This window comes from Oscillibacter sp. 1-3, from assembly GCF_000403435.2.
Classification (GTDB): Bacteria; Bacillota; Clostridia; order Oscillospirales; family Oscillospiraceae; genus Oscillibacter.
This window is the reverse complement of sequence record NZ_KE159711.1, coordinates 281,176-303,439: the sequence shown is the minus strand read 5'-3', so window position 1 is coordinate 303,439 and position 22,264 is coordinate 281,176. Positions and strand designations below refer to the sequence as shown.

General features: G+C 53.1%; 31 protein-coding genes and 1 riboswitch. Of the genes, 24 read left to right on the top strand and 7 right to left on the bottom strand.

Annotation, left to right across the window (positions count from 1 at the left end; genetic code table 11):
• Positions 1–95: 95 nt before the first annotated feature.
• The 12 genes from C816_RS19775 to istB all read left to right on the top strand — a co-directional run bounded on the left by C816_RS19775 (position 96) and on the right by istB (position 8,083).
• Entirely contained in the window at positions 96–377 is a 282-nt protein-coding gene (locus C816_RS19775) for a hypothetical protein (protein ID WP_016324187.1), read from the top strand.
• Positions 378–385: 8 nt separating this feature from the next.
• On the top strand, positions 386–709 hold the full coding sequence (locus C816_RS25240; RefSeq protein ID WP_016324186.1) for a ThiF family adenylyltransferase: 324 nt from the start codon (positions 386–388) through the stop codon (positions 707–709).
• Positions 710–805: 96 nt separating this feature from the next.
• Positions 806–1,066, top strand: coding sequence for a hypothetical protein (locus tag C816_RS25235; protein ID WP_016324185.1), 261 nt, complete (start codon positions 806–808; stop codon positions 1,064–1,066).
• 214 nt (positions 1,067–1,280) lie between these two features.
• Positions 1,281–1,688: a hypothetical protein gene (locus C816_RS19760; protein ID WP_155979114.1), complete on the top strand. Its 408-nt coding sequence runs from the start codon at positions 1,281–1,283 to the stop codon at positions 1,686–1,688.
• A gap of 351 nt (positions 1,689–2,039) precedes the next feature.
• Positions 2,040–2,225: a hypothetical protein gene (locus C816_RS19755; RefSeq protein ID WP_040656249.1), complete on the top strand. Its 186-nt coding sequence runs from the start codon at positions 2,040–2,042 to the stop codon at positions 2,223–2,225.
• A gap of 16 nt (positions 2,226–2,241) precedes the next feature.
• Positions 2,242–2,718, top strand: coding sequence for a hypothetical protein (locus C816_RS19750; protein ID WP_016324182.1), 477 nt, complete (start codon positions 2,242–2,244; stop codon positions 2,716–2,718).
• A gap of 11 nt (positions 2,719–2,729) precedes the next feature.
• Positions 2,730–3,389, top strand: a complete 660-nt coding sequence (locus C816_RS19745) for a hypothetical protein (protein WP_016324181.1) — start codon at positions 2,730–2,732, stop codon at positions 3,387–3,389.
• 254 nt (positions 3,390–3,643) lie between these two features.
• Complete coding sequence (locus C816_RS19740) at positions 3,644–4,150, top strand: hypothetical protein (RefSeq protein ID WP_016324180.1); 507 nt, start codon at positions 3,644–3,646, stop codon at positions 4,148–4,150.
• Positions 4,080–5,567, top strand: a complete 1,488-nt coding sequence (locus C816_RS19735) for a DUF6094 domain-containing protein (RefSeq protein ID WP_242832287.1) — start codon at positions 4,080–4,082, stop codon at positions 5,565–5,567. The genes C816_RS19740 and C816_RS19735 overlap by 71 nt, the downstream gene beginning before the upstream one ends.
• 11 nt (positions 5,568–5,578) lie before the next feature.
• Complete coding sequence (locus C816_RS19730) at positions 5,579–5,782, top strand: hypothetical protein (protein WP_016324178.1); 204 nt, start codon at positions 5,579–5,581, stop codon at positions 5,780–5,782.
• 305 nt (positions 5,783–6,087) lie between these two features.
• The gene (gene istA / locus C816_RS24030; protein ID WP_016320838.1) at positions 6,088–7,293 is read left to right on the top strand and encodes an IS21 family transposase; all 1,206 of its coding nucleotides are present in this window, start codon (positions 6,088–6,090) and stop codon (positions 7,291–7,293) included.
• A complete protein-coding gene (istB, locus tag C816_RS19720) occupies positions 7,286–8,083 on the top strand; it encodes an IS21-like element helper ATPase IstB (protein ID WP_016320839.1) in 798 nt (265 codons plus the stop codon). Before istA ends, istB begins: the two co-directional genes overlap by 8 nt.
• Positions 8,084–8,135: 52 nt before the next feature.
• Here istB and C816_RS19715 read toward each other — a convergent pair whose 3' ends face one another.
• The 4 genes from C816_RS19715 to C816_RS19700 all read right to left on the bottom strand — a co-directional run bounded on the left by C816_RS19715 (position 8,136) and on the right by C816_RS19700 (position 11,276).
• Positions 8,136–8,420 (bottom strand): M56 family metallopeptidase, encoded by a 285-nt coding sequence (locus C816_RS19715; protein ID WP_016324177.1) that lies wholly within the window; start codon positions 8,418–8,420, stop codon positions 8,136–8,138.
• Between the two features lie 10 nt (positions 8,421–8,430).
• Positions 8,431–8,790 carry a BlaI/MecI/CopY family transcriptional regulator gene (locus tag C816_RS19710; RefSeq protein WP_016324176.1) on the bottom strand — a complete coding sequence of 120 codons (360 nt, stop codon included), beginning with the start codon at positions 8,788–8,790 and terminating at the stop codon, positions 8,431–8,433.
• A gap of 610 nt (positions 8,791–9,400) precedes the next feature.
• Positions 9,401–10,345 carry a helix-turn-helix domain-containing protein gene (locus C816_RS19705; protein WP_016324175.1) on the bottom strand — a complete coding sequence of 315 codons (945 nt, stop codon included), beginning with the start codon at positions 10,343–10,345 and terminating at the stop codon, positions 9,401–9,403.
• Positions 10,346–10,451: 106 nt separating this feature from the next.
• Positions 10,452–11,276, bottom strand: coding sequence for a YhfC family intramembrane metalloprotease (locus C816_RS19700; protein ID WP_016324174.1), 825 nt, complete (start codon positions 11,274–11,276; stop codon positions 10,452–10,454).
• Positions 11,277–11,501: 225 nt separating this feature from the next.
• On the opposite strand from C816_RS19700, the gene C816_RS19695 reads away from it, so the two are divergent.
• The 3 genes from C816_RS19695 (at position 11,502) to C816_RS25755 (ending at position 13,020) form a co-directional block, all read left to right on the top strand.
• Complete coding sequence (locus C816_RS19695; RefSeq protein ID WP_016324173.1) at positions 11,502–12,266, top strand: EFR1 family ferrodoxin; 765 nt, start codon at positions 11,502–11,504, stop codon at positions 12,264–12,266.
• Between the two features lie 84 nt (positions 12,267–12,350).
• Positions 12,351–12,623, top strand: coding sequence for an HU family DNA-binding protein (locus C816_RS19690; RefSeq protein ID WP_016324172.1), 273 nt, complete (start codon positions 12,351–12,353; stop codon positions 12,621–12,623).
• Between the two features lie 271 nt (positions 12,624–12,894).
• Positions 12,895–13,020, top strand: coding sequence for a hypothetical protein (locus C816_RS25755; RefSeq protein WP_371254433.1), 126 nt, complete (start codon positions 12,895–12,897; stop codon positions 13,018–13,020).
• A gap of 104 nt (positions 13,021–13,124) precedes the next feature.
• Here C816_RS25755 and C816_RS19680 read toward each other — a convergent pair whose 3' ends face one another.
• Positions 13,125–13,760 carry a P-loop domain-containing protein gene (locus C816_RS19680; protein ID WP_016324170.1) on the bottom strand — a complete coding sequence of 212 codons (636 nt, stop codon included), beginning with the start codon at positions 13,758–13,760 and terminating at the stop codon, positions 13,125–13,127.
• 144 nt (positions 13,761–13,904) lie between these two features.
• Between C816_RS19680 and C816_RS19675 the strand changes: the two genes are divergently transcribed.
• Entirely contained in the window at positions 13,905–14,384 is a 480-nt protein-coding gene (locus tag C816_RS19675; RefSeq protein WP_016324169.1) for a hypothetical protein, read from the top strand.
• A gap of 108 nt (positions 14,385–14,492) precedes the next feature.
• Here C816_RS19675 and C816_RS19670 read toward each other — a convergent pair whose 3' ends face one another.
• Complete coding sequence (locus tag C816_RS19670) at positions 14,493–14,813, bottom strand: ABC-ATPase domain-containing protein (RefSeq protein WP_016324168.1); 321 nt, start codon at positions 14,811–14,813, stop codon at positions 14,493–14,495.
• A gap of 107 nt (positions 14,814–14,920) precedes the next feature.
• Entirely contained in the window at positions 14,921–15,811 is an 891-nt protein-coding gene (locus C816_RS19665) for a hypothetical protein (protein ID WP_016324167.1), read from the bottom strand.
• Between the two features lie 167 nt (positions 15,812–15,978).
• Between C816_RS19665 and C816_RS19660 the strand changes: the two genes are divergently transcribed.
• From C816_RS19660 to C816_RS19630, 8 genes are all read left to right on the top strand, one after another.
• The gene (locus C816_RS19660; protein WP_016324166.1) at positions 15,979–16,305 is read left to right on the top strand and encodes a helix-turn-helix domain-containing protein; all 327 of its coding nucleotides are present in this window, start codon (positions 15,979–15,981) and stop codon (positions 16,303–16,305) included.
• 157 nt (positions 16,306–16,462) lie between these two features.
• Positions 16,463–17,275 carry a MerR family transcriptional regulator gene (locus tag C816_RS19655; protein ID WP_016324165.1) on the top strand — a complete coding sequence of 271 codons (813 nt, stop codon included), beginning with the start codon at positions 16,463–16,465 and terminating at the stop codon, positions 17,273–17,275.
• Positions 17,276–17,464: 189 nt separating this feature from the next.
• Positions 17,465–17,950 carry an SAM-dependent methyltransferase gene (locus C816_RS19650; RefSeq protein WP_016324164.1) on the top strand — a complete coding sequence of 162 codons (486 nt, stop codon included), beginning with the start codon at positions 17,465–17,467 and terminating at the stop codon, positions 17,948–17,950.
• Positions 17,951–18,044: 94 nt separating this feature from the next.
• Positions 18,045–18,152, top strand: a riboswitch (TPP riboswitch).
• A gap of 241 nt (positions 18,153–18,393) precedes the next feature.
• On the top strand, positions 18,394–19,062 hold the full coding sequence (locus C816_RS19645; protein ID WP_016324162.1) for a response regulator transcription factor: 669 nt from the start codon (positions 18,394–18,396) through the stop codon (positions 19,060–19,062).
• A complete protein-coding gene (locus tag C816_RS19640) occupies positions 19,059–20,129 on the top strand; it encodes a sensor histidine kinase (protein WP_016324161.1) in 1,071 nt (356 codons plus the stop codon). Before C816_RS19645 ends, C816_RS19640 begins: the two co-directional genes overlap by 4 nt.
• A gap of 149 nt (positions 20,130–20,278) precedes the next feature.
• Complete coding sequence (locus C816_RS24380; protein WP_016324160.1) at positions 20,279–20,425, top strand: hypothetical protein; 147 nt, start codon at positions 20,279–20,281, stop codon at positions 20,423–20,425.
• Positions 20,422–21,270 carry an ABC transporter ATP-binding protein gene (locus C816_RS19635; RefSeq protein WP_016324159.1) on the top strand — a complete coding sequence of 283 codons (849 nt, stop codon included), beginning with the start codon at positions 20,422–20,424 and terminating at the stop codon, positions 21,268–21,270. The genes C816_RS24380 and C816_RS19635 overlap by 4 nt, the downstream gene beginning before the upstream one ends.
• A gap of 68 nt (positions 21,271–21,338) precedes the next feature.
• Positions 21,339–22,262 carry an ABC transporter permease gene (locus tag C816_RS19630; protein WP_371254432.1) on the top strand — a complete coding sequence of 308 codons (924 nt, stop codon included), beginning with the start codon at positions 21,339–21,341 and terminating at the stop codon, positions 22,260–22,262.
• Positions 22,263–22,264: the final 2 nt, after the last annotated feature.

Sequence of the window (22,264 nt, the reverse complement as noted above, 5' to 3'; positions counted from 1 at the left end):
CCCCCCCCCGCCGAAAAACTACAAAATTTCTTCGGCGTTTTCTTACAATTTCAAATTGGCGTTGACACTACGCCGACATCCACAGCCACAACAGCATGGAGGCGTTTTTCTCCGCTGTGGACGACCGGGACGAACGGGGCACCGGGCTGTATCTGGTGATGGGAGAGCTGGACCGCTTTTTCCCGGACATCAAGGCCCGGATCTCCTGCGGCGGCTCCTTTGTGGAGATCGACCCCGGCGAGGTCATCGAAGGGCTGAGGCACGATTTTCCCCAGGAGTGGGCAAAGAATGTAACCCGGGAGCATAAAAAGCCCTTCCGCAATTTTCCTGTAAGGCCCGGCGGGTTCCTGCCTCCCGCCTCGGAGACGCGGCTATAAAGTACCCGATGAATGTACCTGTGAAAATCGTCCAGTTGGGCGCCGGAGGCACCGGGGGCCATATTGCGCCTCATCTGTACCGCCTGCTCTACGCTTTGGGCCGCCCCACCCGCTATATCATCTGCGACGGCGATAAGGTGGAGGAGAAGAACCTGCTGCGGCAGAACTTCTCCCCGGCAGACCTGGGCGAGAACAAGGCCCGGGTTCTGGCGGAACGCTACTCCACGGTGTTTGGCCTGGAGGCAGAGTACGTTCCCGCCTTCATTGAAAAGCTGGAGACCTTGATGGAGCTGATCCAGCCCAACGAATGGGAACTGGATGAAAACTCCTAATAAGAAGACAAAAGAAATGGTGATCCTGCTGGGCGCGGTGGACAACAACAAGTCCCGTCAGCTCTGCCATCAGGCGTTTTACCAGTCCAAGGCCTAGTGTACATCGACAGCGGCAACGGGGAGTTTACGGGGCAGATCGTCTGCGGCGTACGGCGGAATGAACATACCGTGTTCAAACCCATCGGCGGCGTGCAGCCGGAGATGCTACGGGATACAGACAAGTTTCCCTCGGAGCTTTCCTGCACCGAGGCCTCCGTCTCCGCCCCCCAGAGCATGGCGGCCAACATCACGGCGGCCACGGCGGTGGTGGATATGGTGTACAGTATCCTGGCCCACGGCGAGAGCCTGGTCCGGTAGACGGATTTCTCAACCCGGACGGTGAAGATGCAGACAGTTTTGGAAAAACAGAGGAGGAGGGCGGCATGAGAGCTGTTGTAGACGCAGGCGCTTTCTCGGAGGCGCTGAACAACGTGAGCAAAGTAATTCAGAAATCCCAAATTCCTGTCCTGGAGGGACTTCTCGTTCAGTTCAGGAACGGGCGCTGTTTTCTGACAGGCTCGGACTTTACCACTTGGCTGACTGTGACCGTGCCCGCCTGGGGGAGGATTTCGCCTTCATGTTCCAGAAACCCCAGGAAGTAGCAAAGTCCTGCCGGTATTACCGGGGAGAGCTGACACTGGAGATGCACGACAGCGAGTCGGACTATCCCTCCGTGACACTCACCAGCGGCCACAGGTCTGGGACCTTTGATACGTTCCCCTCCAAGGATCACCCGGAGCTTCCCAGGCCGGAAGAGGAGGCGGTGTCCTTCACCACAAGCGCCGCGGCTCTGCTGAGTCGGATCGAGCGGGTGAAATACGCTGTGCGTGAGTCCCGGGGGGCAATGAGCGGGCACAGCAGACCTGCGTCCAGTTCAGTGGGAACGATGTGTTTACCGTGGACGGTCACCAGGCTGCCTGCGATACAGACCCGGCCTTGACTTTCCCAAGGCCTTTTATGACCTGGGGAAAGTCCCTGGCGTTTTTGAAGCTCATGGATAACAGCGATGCCCTTGTGCAGATAGGGGTGCACCATATCTGGCTGTCCTCGGACAATGTGTCTATCTGCTGTGATCAGGAGGGCGTAGATACGTTCCCTCTGCATAACGCTGTACCCAAGCAGTTTCAGGAGGAGTTCTACGTTTCCCCAACCAAAGGCGTTCCTGCGGGAGCTGGACTATCTGGAGGGTTTCCAGCCCAAACAGCATCGCCTTACGGCATGCTTTTGCGAAGGGCGTCTGTTCTTTGACGGAACGGAATCCAAGTGTTTCACCTCGGTGGAAATTGATGGAGTGAGCGGACTTGCGGTTGGCTTTGACCAGTGGTTCATGAAGGACGCTCTGAACCAATTCAAGGAGGAAGCCCGTGTGAGAATAAAGCTCAGCGGCGGACTTGGCCCCATCATTTTGGAAGCGGAGGGCCGAAACGATTTCGCCATGGTACTGCCTGTACGCCTCCACGGCCTGATGGCAGCGTAAAAAAATGGAGAGAACGATGACTTACAAGGAATTTCAAAAGCTCTATTCCAAGGACCCGGTGACCTTTCACCTGGGCCTGGAGATATTTGAACAGTGTGGTCGGAACACGATTACCCGAAGTACGGATCAGGAGCTTTATGCCTCTGTCGCGGAATTGCTGTCCGGCTTTTTCGCGGCGGATAAGGCTCGGGGCGTGGTAAAGGCCGCAAGGGATCTTGCCGGCTTGAAAAGCGTTGAGCTGCTGGCCTACGCCGCCCACTGCGGCATCAGGCTGGAGGATGGTCCTATCGACGAGCCGGAGATCTGTCCGATCTGCGGCAATTCTCTGCACTATGGAGCGAATGAGGTAACGGACGAACTCCGTACTAAGGAGTGGGTCTGTGAGAGCTGTGGAGCAACAGGAAAAGAGGACTACCGAATGGTCTTTGACTGTCACTACTATGTGAAGGACCGCGAAGGCAGGCTGGTTGGCCGTCCAAATCAGAATAAATAAAGGAGAAGATCATGAAAACGATGTACATCCCCAAGGGGCAGGCTTTGAACTATGACTCGCTGGAGACGGAGCATCTGGTGGTAAACGGCGTCCTGACCGTGGCCCACGGCCTCAAAGCCCAAACCATCAGCGGCGGCGGCCTGGTGCTTGCCGGGACCATCTCGGCAGACGACTTCTGCGTCCGGGAAATTGAGGCCGCCTCGGTGTACTGCCTGCGGCTGGCTGTCAAACGGGTCCAGGCGGCGGAGGTGTTTGCCTCGGAGAGTGCCGCAGTGTCCTGCTATCTCTGCGCCGACTACGTGTCGGCGGACCGGCTGGCGGTGGCCCTGCATGAGGTGGGGAAGATCGACGCCCGGGAGGTCGCCGTCCTGGCGCCGAAAAAGCGGAGCCTCTTCCGGCTGTTGCTGGCCTCGGCCCTGCGGTCACTCTGGATGTCCCTGACCCAGCCTCGGAAGAGAGAGGTCCGGGGCGCTGAGTACCGGCAGGCAGAGGCGGTGCCTCCTGCCCAGAGGCCGGAAGCGCCCAGGGACGAAGAGCTGGAGCGAATCACCGCCATCTTCAAGCTGCTGCGGGACTCCGGCTACACGCTGAAGATCATCCCCAGTATGCCGGAGGAGAACGCCCCTGTGCTCAACCTCTCCGCCGGGCACATCGACTGCCCCGCCGCGTGAGCGCTATGCGGGAGAGGTTCGTGCTGGAGCGGACTGTCACGACGGAAGACGGGCGGACAACCCTTCTGGAACGAAAGTACAGCGGTGTGCTGGGTTCGGATGGGATATTCCATCTGCGGGCCTGCTGCGGAAAACGCTTTGTCATCCGACAGAAAACGAGCGAAGAAACGAAAAACAGAGACAAGGCGGCTTGACCGTCTTTGAAGGCAAGGGACCATGCGGCCCCTTGCCCATTTTTATAAGGAGGACTTGCTATGTCTGTGAAATCTCAGGAAAACAACATGCGCCGTCTGGCGGACCTGCTGAGCCAGGACATCGGGTATATCTGGGGCGAACGGGAGAGCGGCCCCAACGGGGCGAAAAAGACTTTTTTGAACCTGGGCAAGGTGTTCCTGCGGGCGCTGTCCAAGGACCTGGGTCTCCGGGACGCCACAGTTTCGTCCAATCCCGGCGGCATCGCTGTCTCCGGCGACTGCTCTCTGATCGGAATGTGGAAGAACAACGGTATCTATGTCCAACTTTCTCAGCCCTGCTGTGACAGGGAGCGTGTGCTGCTGTACCGGACCGTTCGCAATATCCGGGATTACTCCAGCGGGCACAACAACTTCTTGACCGTGAAGGATCTGCAGACGCTTTCCTACTCCGAGCTGCTGGAAAAGTTCAGCGCGCTCAGAAAGGAGGCTGACGTCCATGGGCGGCACGACGGCGGTCGATACGACCGGGCAGCCTTTGGACGGACTCTTAGCGGCTATGCCGCTTAGAGCCGTCGCATCCCCCTTGCGGGGAGACGGGCCGCAGTATTACGCGGTGGAACAGCTTCGTGAGGCGCAAAAGCGCCTCCTGAACCTGTCCCAATCGTTGGTCGTTTGGCAGGCCAGGGTGGGAAAGTACCGGACTGCGGACCTCGCCGCCGCCAAGGACGCCTTTGACGTTTTGCTGAGCGTCCGCCGTGATCTGGCGGAGGTTCTGGGGGAGACCCGTCTGCTTCTGACGGAGGCGGAGGAGTACCAGACCGCCGCCACCGCCGGAAAGCTCCGGGATGGCCTGTTTGGTTTCAACCTCATGAGCGGCAATTACCGGCCCGTCTATGACACACTCCATGCCTTTGCCCAAAGACTTCCAGTGGAGGGCACTACCAACGCCGCCATTGTTGGGCGGCTCATGAACAATATCAAGCTGGGCTACTACCCCACGGACCCGGACAACATCGCATTGATGCTCCGCGGAATCCTGTTCCCGGAGGGCGTTACCACGAATCTCCGGGCCCCCTGCTGCGGGTGCGGCAAGGCCCTGCGGCAGATTGCCCAGGGCAATAACTGCTACGCCTACGGGGTGAAGCTGGACGAAAGCCGGGCGAAAGAAGCCCAAACGAGACTGCATCGCGTGGGCTTCGGCAGCTTCTTTTTCAGCCAGATCAGCCGGGAGGCGTTCCATCTGCTGTTCCTGAACCCGCCGTATCTGTCCGTTCTGGGCGAGAGCGGCGGGAAGTCACGGCATGAGAAGCGTTTGCTGATTGAATCCCTTCCGGCTCTGGCCTACGGCGGACTGCTGATTTACGTCATCCCCTACTACCGCCTGACGCCGGACATCTGCCGGGTACTGGTAGACAACTTCGACGGGCTCTCCGTCTGGCGCTTTACCGACGCCGAGTTTAAGAAGTTCAAGCAAGTGGCGGTATTCGGTATCCGAAAACACCGGGACCGGGAGCCCCAGGATACCTTTTGGCTGGAACGGTATGCGGAAGATCCCGCCGCCATCCCCAGCCTGACGGAGCTGCCGGAGGACCGGTATGCCCTGCCGGAACAATTCCTGGAGGTCCCGATGTTCCAGGGAGCGGTATTTAACCGGAAAGAGCTGGAACAGCAGCTCCGGCGTTCCGCCAGCTTTACGGAGATGATGTCCCGGCGAAGCGAACTGGACAATGGTGAGAAGCGGCCCCTTCTGCCGCTTTCCATCAGCCAGATCGGGCTGGTAGGCGGCTCCGGCATGATCAACGGGCTGATCGAGTGCGATTCACCCCATATCATCAAAGGCCGGATTGTCAAAGTGGTCCGCAGGGAAAGCGAGGAGCGGTTCAACTCCCATGGGAAGCACATGGGCGAGGAGATCCACGAGACCATTGCCAATAAGATGATTTTCAACATCCTGACGCCCAAGGGTTTCAAGGCGCTGACGTAGGGAGGAAACGAATGGAATATCGAGACAGAAACGGAAAAGAGATCAAGGCCGGTATGATTCTGGTAAATGATCAAGGAGAAGAATGGGAGGTCTGCGCAACAGCTGGCAGAGTAACAGGAGAAGAAGACCTTGGCTTTTCCTGTAACGCTTTCGAGGCGTATCCTCTCTGGCAGTTCAATATGAAAGAGTGGGAAATCAAGGAGGATGCCTTATGAGCCGCCTTCAACAAAATGTTTTCAGCATCCCGATGTCTACTGACTACAAGGTGCTGACATAAGGAGAACAGGCCATGTCTACATTAAAGAACCCGCTTAGGCCGGAGCGCCCAACGGCGGAAGCGAGGCGGCTGTCTGTGCGGCCGGTTCCCCTTGGCCGGACTGTCAGCGCCAGTGATAAAATGTAAGAAAACGCCGAGGAAAAAATGTAGTTTAGTGGCGGAGGTGAAGGGAAAAAGATAGACTCCCAATCAGGGCGAGAAAGAGCCCGGAAAGGGAGTCAGAAAATGAAAGGAGCACAGTGGATGGATATCCGAAGCGACAGACAAAAAGGGCTGAGCTATGTGGAGCTGGGACGGAAGTACCACATGGACCCGCGGACGGCAAAGCGGTACGCGGAATCGCCGCAGAAGCCGGAGTACACATTGAGCGAACCCAAGCCAACAAAGATGGACCCGTACAAGCAGATCGTGGACGAGTGGCTGGAAGAGGCGCCGTATTCAGCGTTGCGGATACTGGAGAAGCTGCGGGAGATGGGGTTTGACGGAGGTTACAGTATTGTCAAGGCGTATGTGAGCAGCCGGAAGATGGACTTGAATGAGAAAGCAACGGTGCGGTTTGAGACGATGCCAGGAAAGCAAGGGCAGATGGACTGGGGATTCTTCGAGGATCACCTGGTATACGAGGACGGAAAGTGGAAGAAGCTGTACTGCTTTCTCATGATTCTGGGGTACTCAAGGATGCGGTACATCGAATTTGTCACAGATATGAGCACAAACACGTTGATACGGTGCCATCAGAACGCGTTTCGGTATTTCGGAGGCTACCCGGAGGAGATTCTGTACGATAACATGAAGCAGGTAGTCATCAAGCGGCTTTTGAAGCAGGAGGACTCCACACTAAACCGGCAGTTTGAGGACTTCGCGGGATTCTATGGATTCAAACCCATCCTGTGCCGGCCATATCGTGGTCAGACGAAAGGAAAAGTGGAGCGGACGGTGCAGTTTGTGCGGGACAACTTCATGGTCGGGATCAAGTACAACAGCCTGGCAGATTTGAATGGACAAGCCTTGGCTTGGTGTAATAAGGTCAATGGCAAAGTCCATGCCACCACCAACGAGATTCCCTTTGAGCGGCTGCAAAAAGAGGGGCTGAGTCCTCTTTCCCGTGAGTACATCATCGACAAGATCAACCTTAGGCGGGTACAAAAAGACTGCCTCATCTCATACGCCGGGAATCAGTACTCCGTGCCAGCGGAGTACATCGGCAAAGATGTGGCAGTCGTGGCCCTCGACAGTATGCTGGCCGCCTACTATGAGGGAAAGCAGATCGCTCTGCATCGAATATCGTATCAAAGGAAGGACATGGTTGTCAATCCTCAGCACTATAGAAGGATTACGCTGAAACAGACAATAGATGCGGAAAATGTTCTGCTGGAACAGGGCAAAGTAATAGATTTCCCCTTGAAGCCCTCCGATTTATCCAGATATGACGAGGTGCTGTATGACTGAATTTACTATGGACAGGCTGAGGGAAAACCTGGAAGCCCTTAAAATGAAAAACACCCTGGAGATTCTGGACAACTACCTGGAACGGGCGGTGGCGGACAAGCTCAACATTGTGGAGGTTTTGGATCACATTTTCTCAGAAGAAGCCAAATCCAAGCGGAGACGGGCCTATGAGAAGCAGATCCAGATGTCTGGCTTTCCCATTAAGAAAACCCTGGACGACTTCGATTTCTCTTTCCAGCCCTCCATCGACAAGCGCCAGATCGATGAGTTGGCTACCATGCGCTTCCTGGAAAACGGGGAGAATGTGGTCTTCCTCGGCCCGCCCGGCGTGGGCAAGACCCATCTGGCCTCCGCTTTGGGCCTGGTGGCGGCACAGCACCGTTTCTCCACCTACTACATCAACTGCCACCAGCTCATTGAACAGCTCAAGAAGGCCCATTTTGAGAACCGTCTGCCGGACAAGCTCAAGGTTCTGGCCAAGTACAGGATGCTCATCATCGACGAAATCGGCTACCTCCCCATGGACATCCAGGGTGCAAACCTGTTCTTTCAGCTCATTGCCAGGCGGTACGAGAAAACATCCACCGTCTTCACCTCCAACAAAACCTTCTCCCAGTGGAACGAGGTCTTTGCCGACGTCACCATCGCCTCCGCCATCCTGGATCGTGTACTGCATCACTGCACCGTTATCAACATCAAGGGTGAGTCTTACCGCCTGAAGGAGCGCAAGGAATTTATGCGCCAGAAACAGCAAATCGTAAATACTCTTTTCCTGCAAGGAAATAACTGATTCTGTTACCCCCCCCCCCGCCGAAAAACTACAAAATTTCTTCGGCGTTTTCTTACAATTTCAAATTGGCGTTGACACCGGGCATAGTAGCCATTTGCCCTATCGTATCAATCGGCAAAACCTTGTTAATCTGTGGGACTTTTGTTGCGGCAATCCCGGAAGTTTGACTGCCTATCAGCGAATATACGCTGAACGTGGAGGGGAGTGAGAACGGGAGCAACAGCCGCGCAACCGCTATCCCCCAAAGTGCCAGGAAAGTCTTTTTGGGCAGTAAGCTGATCGCCAGGGCGCGTATGATGGTGATTGCCAAAATCATCACGGCCCCCGCAAAGCTCATTTGCACCACCTCATTCCAAATCCCCAACAATCTGTTTCAGCTTTTCAATTTGCTCGGCACTCAGTTTTTTTCGCCCCAGCAAAGCCGCGAACAGCTTGTCGGCAGAGCCGTCATATACCCTGTCGATCAGCTCGTTTGTTTCCGCCTCCTGTACTTCCGCCTGCGGTACAAGCGCATGACATATGAAACCGGGTTCGGAGCGTTCAATAGCCCCCTTTTTAATGCAACGCTTAATCAGGGTATAGGTGGTATTTACATTCCAGCCCAATTCCTCGGTCAGCAGTTTGGCGATATGTTTCGCGGGAACGTCGCCATCGCGCCAAAGGACGGACATCACTTTCAGTTCAGAAGCAAACAGCTTAATGTCCATTTGGTAACACCTCCTTTTTAAGACTGTGGTAGTGGCTACGCTAATATACTACCACAGTCTTAATTTCTTGTCAATACTACTTTGGTCTTAAAAATAAAATTTGGATAACCCTTGTGAATGGTTATCACACGCTAAAAGCACCTACTCCATTTTTGCACTGTTTCCGGGGAATGTGCTAAACGGCAAGCAACGTCGCCTTATAAGAAACTGGTGCGGCGTATCTTCGCTCTGGAGATCCAAACAGCCTTATTGCCCAGCGATCTGATTCCTCTCAATAGCTATCCGGGGTCCTCCTGGACCTCTGCTTTGCTATACCCTTTTTGAATCATCTAACTTTTTCCACCGTCCTTCATTTTGGCGGGGGTGACTTCTAATAGTTAATCTTTCCTGCAAAGATGGTTTCAGAGAATTTTTTCCACCTTGTCTTCAGCTCTAATGCTCCATATACTTTTTCAGCCTCTTGACCGCATGTTAACAAGGTCGTTTCTGGCCCCTGTTTTTATATCTGTACCACCTTCCCTTTTTTATTGTGGCTGGTACCATCCAGTAGGGAAGATTCCGTGTGCAGGTGTATGTGGACAAGGCGCAAGACGGGCTTGTTCTGGAGTCCTCACACAGTTGTAGCTCCGTCTGCGGTGAGCGTGGGTTTGGGCATGACCCACAGCTCCATATAAGCTACATCTTCCGTGGTCCGATAATACTTTTCAGCCGAAAACGGCTCGGTCGTGAGACTGTGCTGCGGAAGCCATGTGCCAAAGAGATACCGGCTGGCCTGGTTCAGAGCAACGGTCACCAGCGTCTCGAAATCTTCTGCTTCCACTTTACAGACGGCATACTCGCCAGCGGGCAGCTCCCGCAGAACCATGCCGTCCGGAAGCGGGCCGGGACCACTTTTCGCCAATCCGCCAGCAAAATACCGGAAAGTACCCAGCTTAGGATCCGCCGAGTGCGACATCCCCAGTTCCACCCCGGTATGGATCCCTGGGGAAGTGGCGTTCCGCTCGGTGTGATACTGGCGCCAGAGCTGGCCGGGAACATCCACGCCGGTACTCTCACCGACCGGCGTCTGCGCGGCGATGCTGACAGCGGTTTCAAACCCGATATAGGATTCCGGTGCGGTTAGACTCTTCCGTTCGAGCTCCAGGACGATATCTCCCACCACCAGCGGAACACCCTCGCTAATCAGCACATAGTTGGCAGCGACCTCCGGGCGGTCAAAAGTGTTGAGCATAGGGAGCGCCTTCCGATACTCTTCCGGGGTAATTGTGTAGGCGTCTTTGAAGGCCCGCGTGAAATTGGCGTGGCTGGAAAAGCCGTAGTCCAGAGCCACATCGAGTATCCTCCGGCTCGGATCACGCAAGGCTTCTACCGCTTTGGCCAGCCGACGGAGTTTGACATACTCCTGAACCGGCTTGTGTACTAGACGTTTGAACAGTCGCTGAAAGTAAAATGGCGAGAGAGCGGCCATACCGGCCAACTCTTCGATCTTGACCTCTTCCCCCAGATGCTCATCAATGTAATCCAAAGAGTGTTCGATTGTTTCCCATGCGTGCATATTGGCACCTCCTATGTTTGATGGGCCTATCATAGCATGTGCTTTTGGGGGGTGCTTCTCACACAATGCTCTTTTATAGCATGGGAAAGAATTTTCAGAAAGCACTTCAGGGGTGCGAGCCGGAAAATGGTGGTAGGCTGTCCTCTTTCTCTTCTATATAAACTTTGCGGGCCAGGGCGATGCTGCCCAGAGTCAGCAGGGCGGCAATCACCTCAGTAGCCGCAATGGGTAGCCAGGCATTGGCAAGGATCGTCACCATATCTACCAGGGTGTGGAGCAGGATGGCGGCGGGGAACCAGAACCAGTTGTCCCTCCGCCTTACAGAGACATACACCAGTACCGACAGCGCGATGTGCAGCCCCACCGCCACCAGCCGTTCAAAACCGGTCCAGAAATAGATGCCTGCCGGGTTAGCGCATAAGCCCTGGATGGCAGCCAGCCCCGTTTCCGATAAAGGACCCATCATAGCCTCTACCGCTTCCAGTCCGCCGCGATTCAAAGCCAAAGCGAGCGTAATATTGCTTAACATCGTCATCCCGGCCAGCAGAATCGCCTCTATGCCTCCATGTCCCGCGCCGTACATCAGCGCATCCCCTGGCCCTCGGCTCCATCGGAGGGAAAGCTTGAAAGCCAGCCAGCGGCCGCATTCCTCAAAAACGCCCGCCATCAGACCGGCATAAAAAGCATACAGCCAGATGTTTTCCTGCAGCACTGCTCCAGGAGCGCCATAGAGCAGGAGGCTGTGTGCAGTCCGTTCCAGGATCAGCACAAAGACGGGGAATATGATACAGCCAATGAAGAAAAACCGCCACCGCCCCTTTGACTTTCGCCAAAAGAAAATTCCAAGCCCCAGCGGTAGTACCAGTGTGAACAGACCAACCAACGCCATGATGATGATAGCTGTTGGGGTTACAGTCAAACTTTCTAACATTTTCAGCAACTCCTTTCTATCCCCACAATACACCATCCACCAAGTAGAAGGCCAAGCGAGGTTTCACCAGTATAGTGGACAAGGATATGAACAACATCAAAATAAGATATGGATTGCATATAAATTTGAAATTTTGATTGCTTTTTCTCTATAATGCTTCTACAATGTGAGCTGGGGAAATGATTGGTCGTATCCGCATGAAGAATCCACGTTGGGGGCAAAGCTATGATTGGCGTATATTTAAGTGGAACAGGGAACACAAAACACTGTATCGAAAAGCTGATTTATTTATTGGATGAAAATGCGCAGGCAGTTCCCATTGAGGGAAAAGAAACTGTGCGTTTATTATCACAGCACGAGTTTATTGTATTGGCATACCCCGTTCAATTCTCCAATGCGCCAGTTATGGTACGGAACTTTATCAAAGACAATTCGGAACTTTGGAAAAACAAGCAAGTGCTTTGTGTTGCCACAATGGGATTGTTCAGCGGGGATGGAGCAGGATGTTCTGCACGGCTATTGAAAAAGTGTGGCGCGAGTATCGTTGGCGGCCTGCATATCTGTATGCCGGATTCGATTTGCGATGTGAAGCTGCTGAAAAGATCTGTTGAAAAAAATCGGGAGATCATAAAAGCGGCGGACAGAAAGATTGAAAAATGTGCGCAAGAGATCAAGCAAGGCAAATACCCAAGGGATGGCTTAAACTTTTATAACAGAGCAGCAGGCCTCTTGGGTCAGCGCCTATGGTATTATGGCAAGACGAAGGACTACTCTGATAAGCTGAAAATCAGTGAAGCCTGTGTGGGCTGCGGACTATGTGCCCAGATATGCCCAATGGGAAACATCACCCTAAAGAATCACAAAGCAACAGCGGGAGATCGTTGCACAATGTGTTATCGCTGCATCAGTTCATGCCCTGCGCAGGCGATTACACTGTTGGGAAACGCTGTATTTGAGCAGTGCCGCTATGACAAGTATAGTAAGGAATAAAGAATTTCTGAGATGTAGGTTGCCTTTTCCCAATGGGGCGGCTATAATTACACGAGCGACTTTTTATACAGAAGGAGAATGTTTATGAACAAAAATGAACTGATTACTGCGATGGCTGAGGCCAGCGGCCTGCCCAAAAAGGACTGTGAAATTGCGCTGAACGCATTTACTGGAGTTGTGGAGAATGCGCTCAAGGCGGAGAATAAAGTTCAGCTGGTCGGTTTTGGCTCTTTTGAGGTCAAGGCCCGTGCGGCCCGCACCGGCCGGAACCCACGGACAAAGGAACCTGTCGAGATTGCTGCGTCTAAAGCTCCGGTATTCAAAGCTGGCAAAGCTCTGAAGGACGCGATCCAGTAAAAAGATTTGGTGGGGTGGGGAAATGCGGCGAGAACTAGGTGTTGCACGATGTGGCCTTGCGTGCTGTTTGTGCTCGGAGAACGTGAGATGCGATGGCTGTGGGTCGGATGGATGTCCCGATGCGGATAAGTGCGAAAACAAGAGGTGCTCTTCCGAAAGGGGCATTTCGCATTGTTATGCCTGCACAGAGACCTGTAAAAAAGGATTACTGAATAAAATCAAGCCCTACGCCTTTACCCTGTTTGCCAAACGGTATGGGGAGACGCATCTGTTGGATTGTCTTGAAGCAAATGAAAAAAGAGGCATTCTTTATCACCGTGAGGGAATATTTGGTGACTATGATGAATTTGACGATGTGGAAAAGTTGATTGAATTCATTAAGACCGGCATTCGCTGAGCAGGGCATTTCAAGTAAGCAGGCGCGGTAAGATTTATGATCTTGCCGCGCCTGCTTGCTTCATAATTAAATTGCGTAGTGAGCAATATTTTCTTGTTGTTCTCTCAGCAGCGATTAAAACACGCAAATATCTCCTGGAGCCGGGGCAGCGTCAGGCCGGCGGGGACAACCGCATTGCCGCAGACGGCCCCAAGGTCCCCTGACTCCACCAGCCGCAGCAGCGCTGCTGAAATTTCTTCCACAGATTGTCCCGTCAGATGCTCCCGGGCGTAGCGCACCATGTAAGCCAGAGCCAGAGTCTGCCCGGCATCCACCAGCTGCTCCACATAGCGCAGATCCAGTTCCAGGTCCCCTGCGGAGAAGGCGGTCTTCCCGAACCGCTTGACATTCAGCCGCTCTTGACAGTATCCGTTTCCGCGGTAGTTCTTCCGGGTCTGGCGGTCGCCGGACAGGTCAACAACCCGTCCGCCCGCAGGCAGATGGAACCCTGGCGCAGACAGCATGGGTGCAGGCCGGCCTTCCAGCGCCGCTTTGACCTGCGCCGTGATATCTTTGGCGTGGTAGGCATCCATCTGCACCACACAGTTGGCAATATGGAAGTAGGCTCCGCTGCTTCCCACCACCAGAATCAAAGATACCCCCGCCTTCTGCCACAGATCCAACGCCCGCTCCAAGAAAGAGATTTCACCAGTATAGTGGACAAGAATATGAATAACTTCAAAATAAGATATGGATTGCATATAAATTTGAAATTTTGATTGCTTTTTCTCTATAATGCTTCTATGATGTGAGCTGGGTAAATGATTGGTCGTATCCGCATGAAGGATCCACGTTGGGGGCAAAGCTATCTTAATTGAATAAATCATAGCTTATGGAGGCACATTATGAAAACAAAAAAATGCTTGGTGCAAATGCTTGGTGCAGGAATGATTGTTGTTTGTTTAATGACAGGTTGTGCAAATCTTATGGTTGCCATATATGACAACGATATAAAAATAGCAAGTAATACAAATTCATATAATCTTAATACTTATGAACAAACAGCAGAGGACGGACATTTTACGGCAAGCGTTGAAAAAATGGAGGGTATGGACACCATATGGGTTTTTGACGCAGAGGAAGATAAATCTTTAGAGATAACATACATAATAAATGTTTCCTCTGGAAAGATGAAACTGGTATTGATAAATCCCAAGGGAGATGTTTCAATCATTGCTGAATGTGACACCGAAATGTCAGAGCCAATTCAAAGCACTTTGAATATAGAAAGTGGAAACAATAGAATTAAGATAGTTGCGGGCGCGAACACAAAATTTGATATTGATATTTCTATTCAGGAGGGAGAATTTAAGGAGTTAGGTTAAATATTAGAATAACAGTCAACTATTACCACAATCACAACTGAATAAGTAACATAGCGTCGGAGCGCACCTCACAGTCCGTCCGCTCCAGTGTCTCCTGGCCGGGAATGGTCACTGCCAGCACCCCGCTCTTCCCGGAGCCCTGGCCAAGCGGAAGAACCGCCCCGCCTGACGGCCAAAGCGCCGGAGCAGGTAATCCTCCAGGGCGGTGCGATTCCAGGGGGCCTCCCAGCAGGCGGTGGGGAAACCCGCTGTCCGGCTATCCACCGTCCCACTGAGTTGCGATGGTGCGGCGAAGGGGTCTCCCTGGACGTGTTCGATATTCAAGATATATTTACCGAAAGACCAGTTTCCCGCCAGAGACTTATAGGCAGGGTAGCTTCTGCGGTCGATGGCTCGCAGGCTGGTGCGCAGTTCTTCATTTGTTTTCATTGCAGACCTCCGATTTCTTAGGCGTGACCCTATTTTACCACCTTATGCCGGATATGTATAGAGATTAGAAGCGGGCTGTCCCCACGAATGGGCAGCCCGCTTCTTTGTTATTCTGTCGATGGATTTTGGGTGGACTGTGCAGCAGCACCCGCTTTTTTGAATAGCTGGTAATCTTCGCCGGCATCCGGGAACATGGTGATCATATGGTCGTTCTGTATGACCCGCTCTTGTTCAAACTCTAACTGCGGCAGGATCACGGAGAGGATACTATTCTGCCCGGTCTGTTCCCACCTGTTTGCGAGGACGGCGTACTCAGGCATACGTCTCCATATCACATTCATTAAGGCCCGTTTGTCTATCACGGCTCCGTCCCACTTCGTGCGTGTCTGCATCAACTCGTGGATGGGAATGCAGCTGACACTGGAAGAGAAAAATATGTAGCCCAGAGTCTGATGTATGCCATGTGTTTTGTCATGCTCCAGCTGTTCACCGACCTGCATGGCCAAGCCGGATAGTTCTGTGGACCAAACAGGATAACAGACTGTAAGAAATTCTTCACACTGGTCTGTCTCGACCCAGTAGATCCCATTCTCTAAAATCCAGTACCGAGTGGTGTACCCTCGCGGTGAAGAGAAGGGGACTGGGTATGTACCAAAATACTCCGGGTGGAATTCGGCCGCGTTGAGCGCAATTTCATGGAGGCTGCACGCTTGATTGAGGTGATTCTGAACCCGGTATCTTCCAAGCTCATAGTCAATGATCCGCCAGCCGCCTGCATCCTCCGCCTTGGAGAACAGCCAAAAGATGGAGTGCTTTTTCCCATACTCCCTTGCTTCCTGCGATATGATGGGCGTATCCGTGACTGCGTAATACTCTGTTGCGATAGCTTCATCATCACGCTGAGCAACCAGGTAATAAACACCTGCGCATTCCTGTTCTGTCAGCAGAAGCTGGCCCAGTTCATTCTCCAGCTCAGACAATTCCGCAATATGATCCATATGTAAGCCTCACCCCTTCTGACTCTCCACGGGAAAGAATAATTTTCTACCATGCGCCGTAAAATCGAGTAATTATCTATAATGTATCAGGTTGGGTTTATTTTGTCAATAATGAAAGCGGCAGGGACTTATTATTCTATAATGAGGCCATAAAGGAGGGATTCCAGATGATAGGGGAGAGATTATTGGATCTGCGGAAGGATGCAGGGCTGACGCAGGATGAATTGGCGGCGATACTGAAGATAAACAAGCACTCCATTTCATCATATGAGCGGGGCAAAAGTGAGCCGCCAGATGCGATCAAGATTGAGATTGCGAGATATTTTAAGGTTTCCGTTGACTATCTGCTGGGTCTGACGGACAATCCAAATCCATACGGCGGCCAGCGCAATGTGCTTCAAATCCCGGCTGGTTTTCCGGCCAAGGCCCAGGAGAGCCTTACGGATTACATGGAATTTTTGAAGAGCAGGTATGAAAAGGCGGACAGAACGTAAAATGCGAAGGCATCTCCTGTAGGGATAGGAAAGTCCTTGACCCTGGCCATTTCTTAGCTGTTCCCCAAGTCGGAAAGTACAATATTTTTGGGTAATTGAAAAGCAGAATTGAGGTATAGGGAAGTTTCAGTATAATAGGATACAGGGAGGTGATGCTGTGTTTCGGATCGGCGAATTTTCGAGGCTGACCCAGGTGTCCATTCGGATGCTCCGGTACTATGATGAAGCGGGCCTTCTCAAACCAGCGCAAGTCGATTCATGGACGGGGCACCGACTGTATGCTGCGGAGCAGATTCCACATCTTAACCGGATTCGATACCTGCGGGACAGCGGTTTTCAAGTTTCAGAGATTGCCCGGGCACTGGAGATGGATGACAGTGCGCTACTTGACTATCTCTCGGAAAAACGTCTGGAGATTGAGCAGGCCATACGGGCTGATCAGGAAAAGCTGCAGAAAATAGCTGTTGCCCAGGAACAGATATTGGGCAACAGTGGTGATCTTCATTATAATATCTCCATCAAGTCAGTACCGGAGTACCGTGTCCTTTCCCTGCGCAGGGTGGTGCCCACATACTACTCGGAAGGAGAACTGTGGAGGGAACTCTGCGCTTTTGCAAAAACGCAAGACATAGCCCTCTCTGGTGAGACCTTCTCAATTTATCACGATGCGGAGTACAAAGAGCAGGATGTTGACATCGAACTATGCGCCCCCGTGAATAAGTTGATGGATGATGTGGAGCCATTTCAGTTCCGTATGACAGAGCCTGTGCCCATCATGGCTAGTACCATGGTGTATGGCGATTTTTCCAATATCAAGGGGGCCTACCTCGCCTTTGCCAGGTGGTTGGGCCAGCATGGCGTTTATCAGATGACCTGTCCCACACGGCAGATCGTGCATCGAGGACCTTGGAACGAGGCAGATCCGACTAAATATCTCACAGAGCTCCAAATACCGCTGGTAGCCAGGTAAAACGGCTTTGAGAGTAAGGACAGCACACATATTAGAATGGTTTTGGGAAACGGGGCAGCTTTCGGGTTGTACCGTTTCTTTATCTTTCACGACACGCAGCAAGCAGACGGAGAAAATTCATTTTCCCTATTGCATCTCACACAGTGTGAGGTATTATACTGGGCCTGCCAATAAAAAGGAGGTTTTCGTATGAACGAATATCAGGTAAGGCCCATTGGAACGATTCAGAATGGAAAGGACGGAATATTCATCAAGCTGTTCCCGGAGTATGTTCCCGGTCTGGAGGCGCTGGACGGCTTCAGCCATATCAACGTGCTCTGGTGGTTCAGCAACTGCGACAATCCCGCAGACCGGTGCATTTTCCAGGCAGAGCAGCCCTATAAGAACGCACCCGCCGTTATGGGCGTGTTCGCCACAAGGTCTCCGCTCCGGCCCAATCCCATTGCCTTGACAGCTTCGGAGATTATCAAAATTGATGCTGACCAAGGAGTGATCCAGCTTGACTACATTGACGCTGACAATGGTACGCCTGTGCTGGATATCAAGCCTTATACACCCAGTCTCGACCGGGTTGAGACGCCTCGGGTCCCTGAGTGGTGCCGCAGCTGGCCCAATAGCATTGAGGCCTCCGCCAACTTCCCCTGGGACCAGGTGTTCAATTTTGAGGCTGTATGAGGCGCCGGGATTACTCGGATAGAGGGCCCGTATGGATCGCCGTATCAAAATGTACTTGTGCGCAGGCGGGCAGAGGTGTATAATCCGCCCATAACAACATAGTAGGGGGAGCTTGTGTGACAGGCAGAGAGGAAGGTAGACCTTCGACCCTTGAACCTGATGCGGATAATGCCGCTGTAGGGAGTCACAGAAAATTCTACTTTTCCAGGGGGCATCGTATTCGGGTGCCTCCTGTTTTTTGCTGCACTTTTGATAGAATGTGAAACCGGCCACTGCCGCACACCTGCGGCGGCTGACCATCAACATCGGTACACTGAGCCAGCGCACCTTCCCCACGATGTTTGGCCCCAGGATTTGGCCGCATATATAGTCTCTTGCCTTTTTGGCTGATACCTAATATAATCTACACTGAAATAAAGGCTTTGTGATTCACAGGAGGCACTATGGCAAATATACTGATTGTCGAAGATGAAAAAGCCATGCAGGACATTATCGTAGACTATATGCGAAAAGGCGGACACGCCTGCTTTACTGCCAACGACGGCATAGACGCCCTTGTCACGTTGAAGAATCATCCTATGGATTTGATGATCTTAGACGTGATGATGCCCCATCTGGACGGCTTTTCCGTCTGCAAGATGGCGCGGGAAATGAGCGATATGCCTATTATCATGCTTACCGCCAAAAGCGCGGAGGATGACAAGCTGAAAGGCTACGACTACGGCGCAGACGACTACATGACCAAGCCCTTCAGTCCCAAGGTGCTGTTGGCCAAGGTGAATGCCTTGCTGCGCCGCTCCTCTGCTGCGTCTTCTGGGGCAATCACTGCTGGGAAAATCATGCTCCATCCCAATGCACACAAGGTCTATCTGGACGGCCAGGAGATCTCGTTGACCCATAAGGAGTATGAATTACTCGCTTTTCTGATGGCAAACCTTGGGCAGATTTTCAATAGGGAGCAGCTTCTAAACCGTGTCTGGGGCTATGATTTCGAGGGGACGACCCGAACCGTGGACACCCACATCAAGACCCTGCGGCAAAAGCTGGGGGACGAGGGCAGACATATCGTCACACTGATCCGCTCCGGCTATAAATTCGAGGTAACAATATGAAAGAGGCTTTTTCCCTCCGCACAGTGCGGAAAAAGATTGTAATGCTCTCCAAGCTGGCGGGAATTGTGCTGATTTTCTCCTATATTCTGTCTACCCGTCTGCCTGTCAGCGAGGATGCTTCTTTCTTGATTTGGTTGGGTTTTCTTATGCTGCTGGTTTTAGGGATAGACTTTTTCATGGGCCGCTTTATCACGAAACCGATTGACAAACTGAACGCCTCCGCAAAGCGCATGGCGGGACTGGATTTTTCCGCCCCCTGCAATCTCGTTTCAACCGATGAATTTGGGGAACTGTCTGCCAGCCTGAACACAATGGCTGAAAATCTGCAACAGGCCCTTGTCCGTCTGGAGGATGCGAATACCCAGCTCGAAAAGGATGTGGAAAAGGAACGGCTTCTGCTGGCCGAGCGCAAGGAACTGGTGGACAGTCTATCCCACGAGATGAAAACTCCGCTGGGCATCATCCGGGCCTATGCCGAGGGCTTGCAGGACGAGATGGACGAGGCCAGAAAGCAGAAATACGCCCAGGTCATTGTCTCCGAAGTGGAGCGAATGAATGGCCTGATCGTAACCTTGCTGGACCTGTCAGCGCTGGAAAGCGGAGCTGCAAGTCTGAATGTGACCCGCTTTGACTTTGTAGAGCTGATGGAGACAGTAGCCGGGCGGCTGCTGATTGACGCCCCGGACACCAATTTTGAGCTGCAATATGAGCTGCCGGATCAAAAGGTTTTTGTGAGGACAGACCAGCGGCGCATGGAGCAGGTTTTAAGTAATCTGATTGTCAATGCCAGGAAAAATGTGTGTCCTGGCGGCGTTCTGCAGCTTGAACTGAAAGTGGATAGTGGGATGCTGCATTTCTCTATCTACAATCAAGGCCGGCCCATTCCAGAAAGTGCCCTGCCCAAAATCTGGACAAAGTTCTATCGGGATAGCAGCGCGGAGTACAGTGGCTCCGGGCTGGGGCTGTCTATTGTGGCGCAAATCCTGTCCATGCAGAATCTGCCCTACGGTGCGGAAAACCGGGTGGACGGGGTGCTGTTCTGGTTCTCCATCCCCGTCACAGAATAATTTCACGCAGATTTCACAGCGGCCTCACACCAATTTCACACCGCAACCTTAAACTCTCCTTATCATACAGCTTCCAATTCAAATCCCTGTTCCCGCCCCCGGGCGGGAACAGGAAGAAAAATTGGGGCTGCAACTAAGGAGGTTTTTTTATGTTCTTTGGGTTAGCGTGGTACTGGTGGCTGGTGATTGGGGCGGTGCTTGTCATCTCCATCCCCTTCAAGATCAAGTTCATGAAGTGGTGGACCAAGCGCCAGCAGGGAAAAGATCAGCGTGGAAAGTGGGGTGGCGACGAGTGATTGAGGTCAAAAACCTGACGTTCTCCTACGGCAAAGACAAGCAGGCCCTCCACGGCCTGAACTTCACCGTGGAGGACGGAGAAATCTTCGGTTTCCTGGGGCCCAACGGCTCCGGGAAGTCCACAACACAAAAGATACTCACTGGGATATTAAAAGGCCACGGCGGCAAGGTCTCGCTGTTCGGGCAGGATATCTCCGCCGCTCACGGCCAGGAATTTTTTCAGAAGATCGGCGTGCTGTTTGAGTTTCCTTACCTATACGCCAATTTAAGCGCCGTGGACAACCTGAACTACTTCGCCTCCTTCTACCCCAGGGAACAGCGGCGGGATGTGGGGGAGCTGCTGGACACGCTGGAATTTAAGCCGGATTTTTTGAAAAAGCCGGTGTCCTCCTACTCCAAGGGGATGCGCCAGCGGGTGAGCATGGCGCGGGCGCTGGTAAGCAATCCCCGGCTGCTGTTCCTGGACGAACCCACCAGCGGCCTGGACCCCTCCGGGGCGGTTCTGTTCCGAAAGATCATCGAGCAGGAGCGCAAAAAGGGAACTACGGTGTTCGTCACCACCCATAACATGGTGGATGCCGATTTGCTGTGCGACCGGGTGGCGTTCATTTCCAACGGAAATTTGGTAGCCCTGGATACGCCCAAGCGTCTGAAGGAGAAAAACAGCAACCACCGGGTGGTCGTCGACTACCTGTACCGGGGAAAACGGGAGACAAAAACCATTGAGGCACCGGAGCTGGAGGCGGGCATTCCCTTTGCCCACAACGAGATTATCAGCATCCACTCCCAGGAGCCGACCTTGGAGGATATGTTCATCCAGTACACGGGGAGGGGGCTGTCCTGATGGGAAAAGGCTTTTGCGCCCTGTTCAAAAAGGATTGCCGGATGCTGGCGTCTGGGAAGTTTTTTCTGATGGCGATCGGTTTTCTGGCCCTCTATACGGCGTATGTGAACCTGGGCTATATCCGCTTTATGCAGATGCCGCCCTACAATGTGTATCTGTATGACCCGGCGGGGACACAGACGGAAAAATCGCCCCTGGTGCAGATTGTTTCCTCTATGGAGGCTATGGACGCCGTCCTGCTCTCCGACGCCAACGGTGTGGGGCTGGACGCCAGCGGCGGGGGTGTGCGGGTGGTACTCTACAAGGGGGCGGAACACGTTGACCGCCACCGGGCCGACTACGCCCTGTCCCTGCTGCGGCCTTCGGACAGCCAAGCTCCGGCGGTGCTGGGTACAAACACGCCGGAGCAAAAGGCAAGGAAAGAGATCACCTGCGAACTGCTGTTTTTTGAGCTGGCCGCTGTGGGATTTTTGGGCATCGCCGCCGTACTGTTCAAGGAAAAGGGCATGGGGGTCATTCGTGTCCACGCCATTCTCCCGGTGCGAAAAGATTTGTTTCTCCTGTCCAAGCTGGCGGTGTTCCTGCTCTCTGATCTGGCCTTTGCGGTGCTGCTCACCCTGCTGAACGTAGGGTTGAACGATGGAGCGGCGGTGCTGCCTGCGGTCCTGCTCCAGACGGCCATTCTTTCCCTGATGATGGCCTTGGTGGGACTGCTCTGCGCCCTGCTGCTGAAAGATTTCCGTCAGTTTACGCTGGCCTACCTGGTCATCGCTATTTTCGCTGCTACCCCGGTGTTCCTGTCGGCCAACACCTCCATCAAACTTGACTGGATCGGCTATCATCCGTTCTATCACGTCTATATGGGCCTGAAAAATGCCTATTTCGGAACAGACATTTCCCCTGCCTATTATGCCGGCGCTGCCGGTGTGATTGCGCTGCTGTTCCTGGTGGTGCGGCTTGCGTTCCATCGGGAAATCGGAAAGGAGGGGTGAGG

What these genes read in the sequence shown, in the direction of transcription:
- C816_RS19775 (WP_016324187.1), top strand. Translation starts at nt 96, where the DNA reads ATGGAGGCGTTTTTCTCCGCTGTGGACGACCGGGACGAACGGGGCACC.
- C816_RS25240 (WP_016324186.1), top strand. Translation starts at nt 386, where the DNA reads ATGAATGTACCTGTGAAAATCGTCCAGTTGGGCGCCGGAGGCACCGGG.
- C816_RS19750 (WP_016324182.1), top strand. Translation starts at nt 2,242, where the DNA reads ATGACTTACAAGGAATTTCAAAAGCTCTATTCCAAGGACCCGGTGACC.
- C816_RS19745 (WP_016324181.1), top strand. Translation starts at nt 2,730, where the DNA reads ATGAAAACGATGTACATCCCCAAGGGGCAGGCTTTGAACTATGACTCG.
- C816_RS19740 (WP_016324180.1), top strand. Translation starts at nt 3,644, where the DNA reads ATGTCTGTGAAATCTCAGGAAAACAACATGCGCCGTCTGGCGGACCTG.
- C816_RS19735 (WP_242832287.1), top strand. Translation starts at nt 4,080, where the DNA reads ATGGGCGGCACGACGGCGGTCGATACGACCGGGCAGCCTTTGGACGGA.
- C816_RS19730 (WP_016324178.1), top strand. Translation starts at nt 5,579, where the DNA reads ATGGAATATCGAGACAGAAACGGAAAAGAGATCAAGGCCGGTATGATT.
- istA (WP_016320838.1), top strand. Translation starts at nt 6,088, where the DNA reads ATGGATATCCGAAGCGACAGACAAAAAGGGCTGAGCTATGTGGAGCTG.
- istB (WP_016320839.1), top strand. Translation starts at nt 7,286, where the DNA reads ATGACTGAATTTACTATGGACAGGCTGAGGGAAAACCTGGAAGCCCTT.
- C816_RS19715 (WP_016324177.1), bottom strand. Translation starts at nt 8,420, where the DNA reads ATGAGCTTTGCGGGGGCCGTGATGATTTTGGCAATCACCATCATACGC.
- C816_RS19710 (WP_016324176.1), bottom strand. Translation starts at nt 8,790, where the DNA reads ATGGACATTAAGCTGTTTGCTTCTGAACTGAAAGTGATGTCCGTCCTT.
- C816_RS19705 (WP_016324175.1), bottom strand. Translation starts at nt 10,345, where the DNA reads ATGCACGCATGGGAAACAATCGAACACTCTTTGGATTACATTGATGAG.
- C816_RS19700 (WP_016324174.1), bottom strand. Translation starts at nt 11,276, where the DNA reads ATGTTAGAAAGTTTGACTGTAACCCCAACAGCTATCATCATCATGGCG.
- C816_RS19695 (WP_016324173.1), top strand. Translation starts at nt 11,502, where the DNA reads ATGATTGGCGTATATTTAAGTGGAACAGGGAACACAAAACACTGTATC.
- C816_RS19690 (WP_016324172.1), top strand. Translation starts at nt 12,351, where the DNA reads ATGAACAAAAATGAACTGATTACTGCGATGGCTGAGGCCAGCGGCCTG.
- C816_RS19680 (WP_016324170.1), bottom strand. Translation starts at nt 13,760, where the DNA reads ATGCAATCCATATCTTATTTTGAAGTTATTCATATTCTTGTCCACTAT.
- C816_RS19675 (WP_016324169.1), top strand. Translation starts at nt 13,905, where the DNA reads ATGAAAACAAAAAAATGCTTGGTGCAAATGCTTGGTGCAGGAATGATT.
- C816_RS19670 (WP_016324168.1), bottom strand. Translation starts at nt 14,813, where the DNA reads ATGAAAACAAATGAAGAACTGCGCACCAGCCTGCGAGCCATCGACCGC.
- C816_RS19665 (WP_016324167.1), bottom strand. Translation starts at nt 15,811, where the DNA reads ATGGATCATATTGCGGAATTGTCTGAGCTGGAGAATGAACTGGGCCAG.
- C816_RS19660 (WP_016324166.1), top strand. Translation starts at nt 15,979, where the DNA reads ATGATAGGGGAGAGATTATTGGATCTGCGGAAGGATGCAGGGCTGACG.
- C816_RS19650 (WP_016324164.1), top strand. Translation starts at nt 17,465, where the DNA reads ATGAACGAATATCAGGTAAGGCCCATTGGAACGATTCAGAATGGAAAG.
- C816_RS19645 (WP_016324162.1), top strand. Translation starts at nt 18,394, where the DNA reads ATGGCAAATATACTGATTGTCGAAGATGAAAAAGCCATGCAGGACATT.
- C816_RS19640 (WP_016324161.1), top strand. Translation starts at nt 19,059, where the DNA reads ATGAAAGAGGCTTTTTCCCTCCGCACAGTGCGGAAAAAGATTGTAATG.
- C816_RS24380 (WP_016324160.1), top strand. Translation starts at nt 20,279, where the DNA reads ATGTTCTTTGGGTTAGCGTGGTACTGGTGGCTGGTGATTGGGGCGGTG.
- C816_RS19630 (WP_371254432.1), top strand. Translation starts at nt 21,339, where the DNA reads ATGGCGATCGGTTTTCTGGCCCTCTATACGGCGTATGTGAACCTGGGC.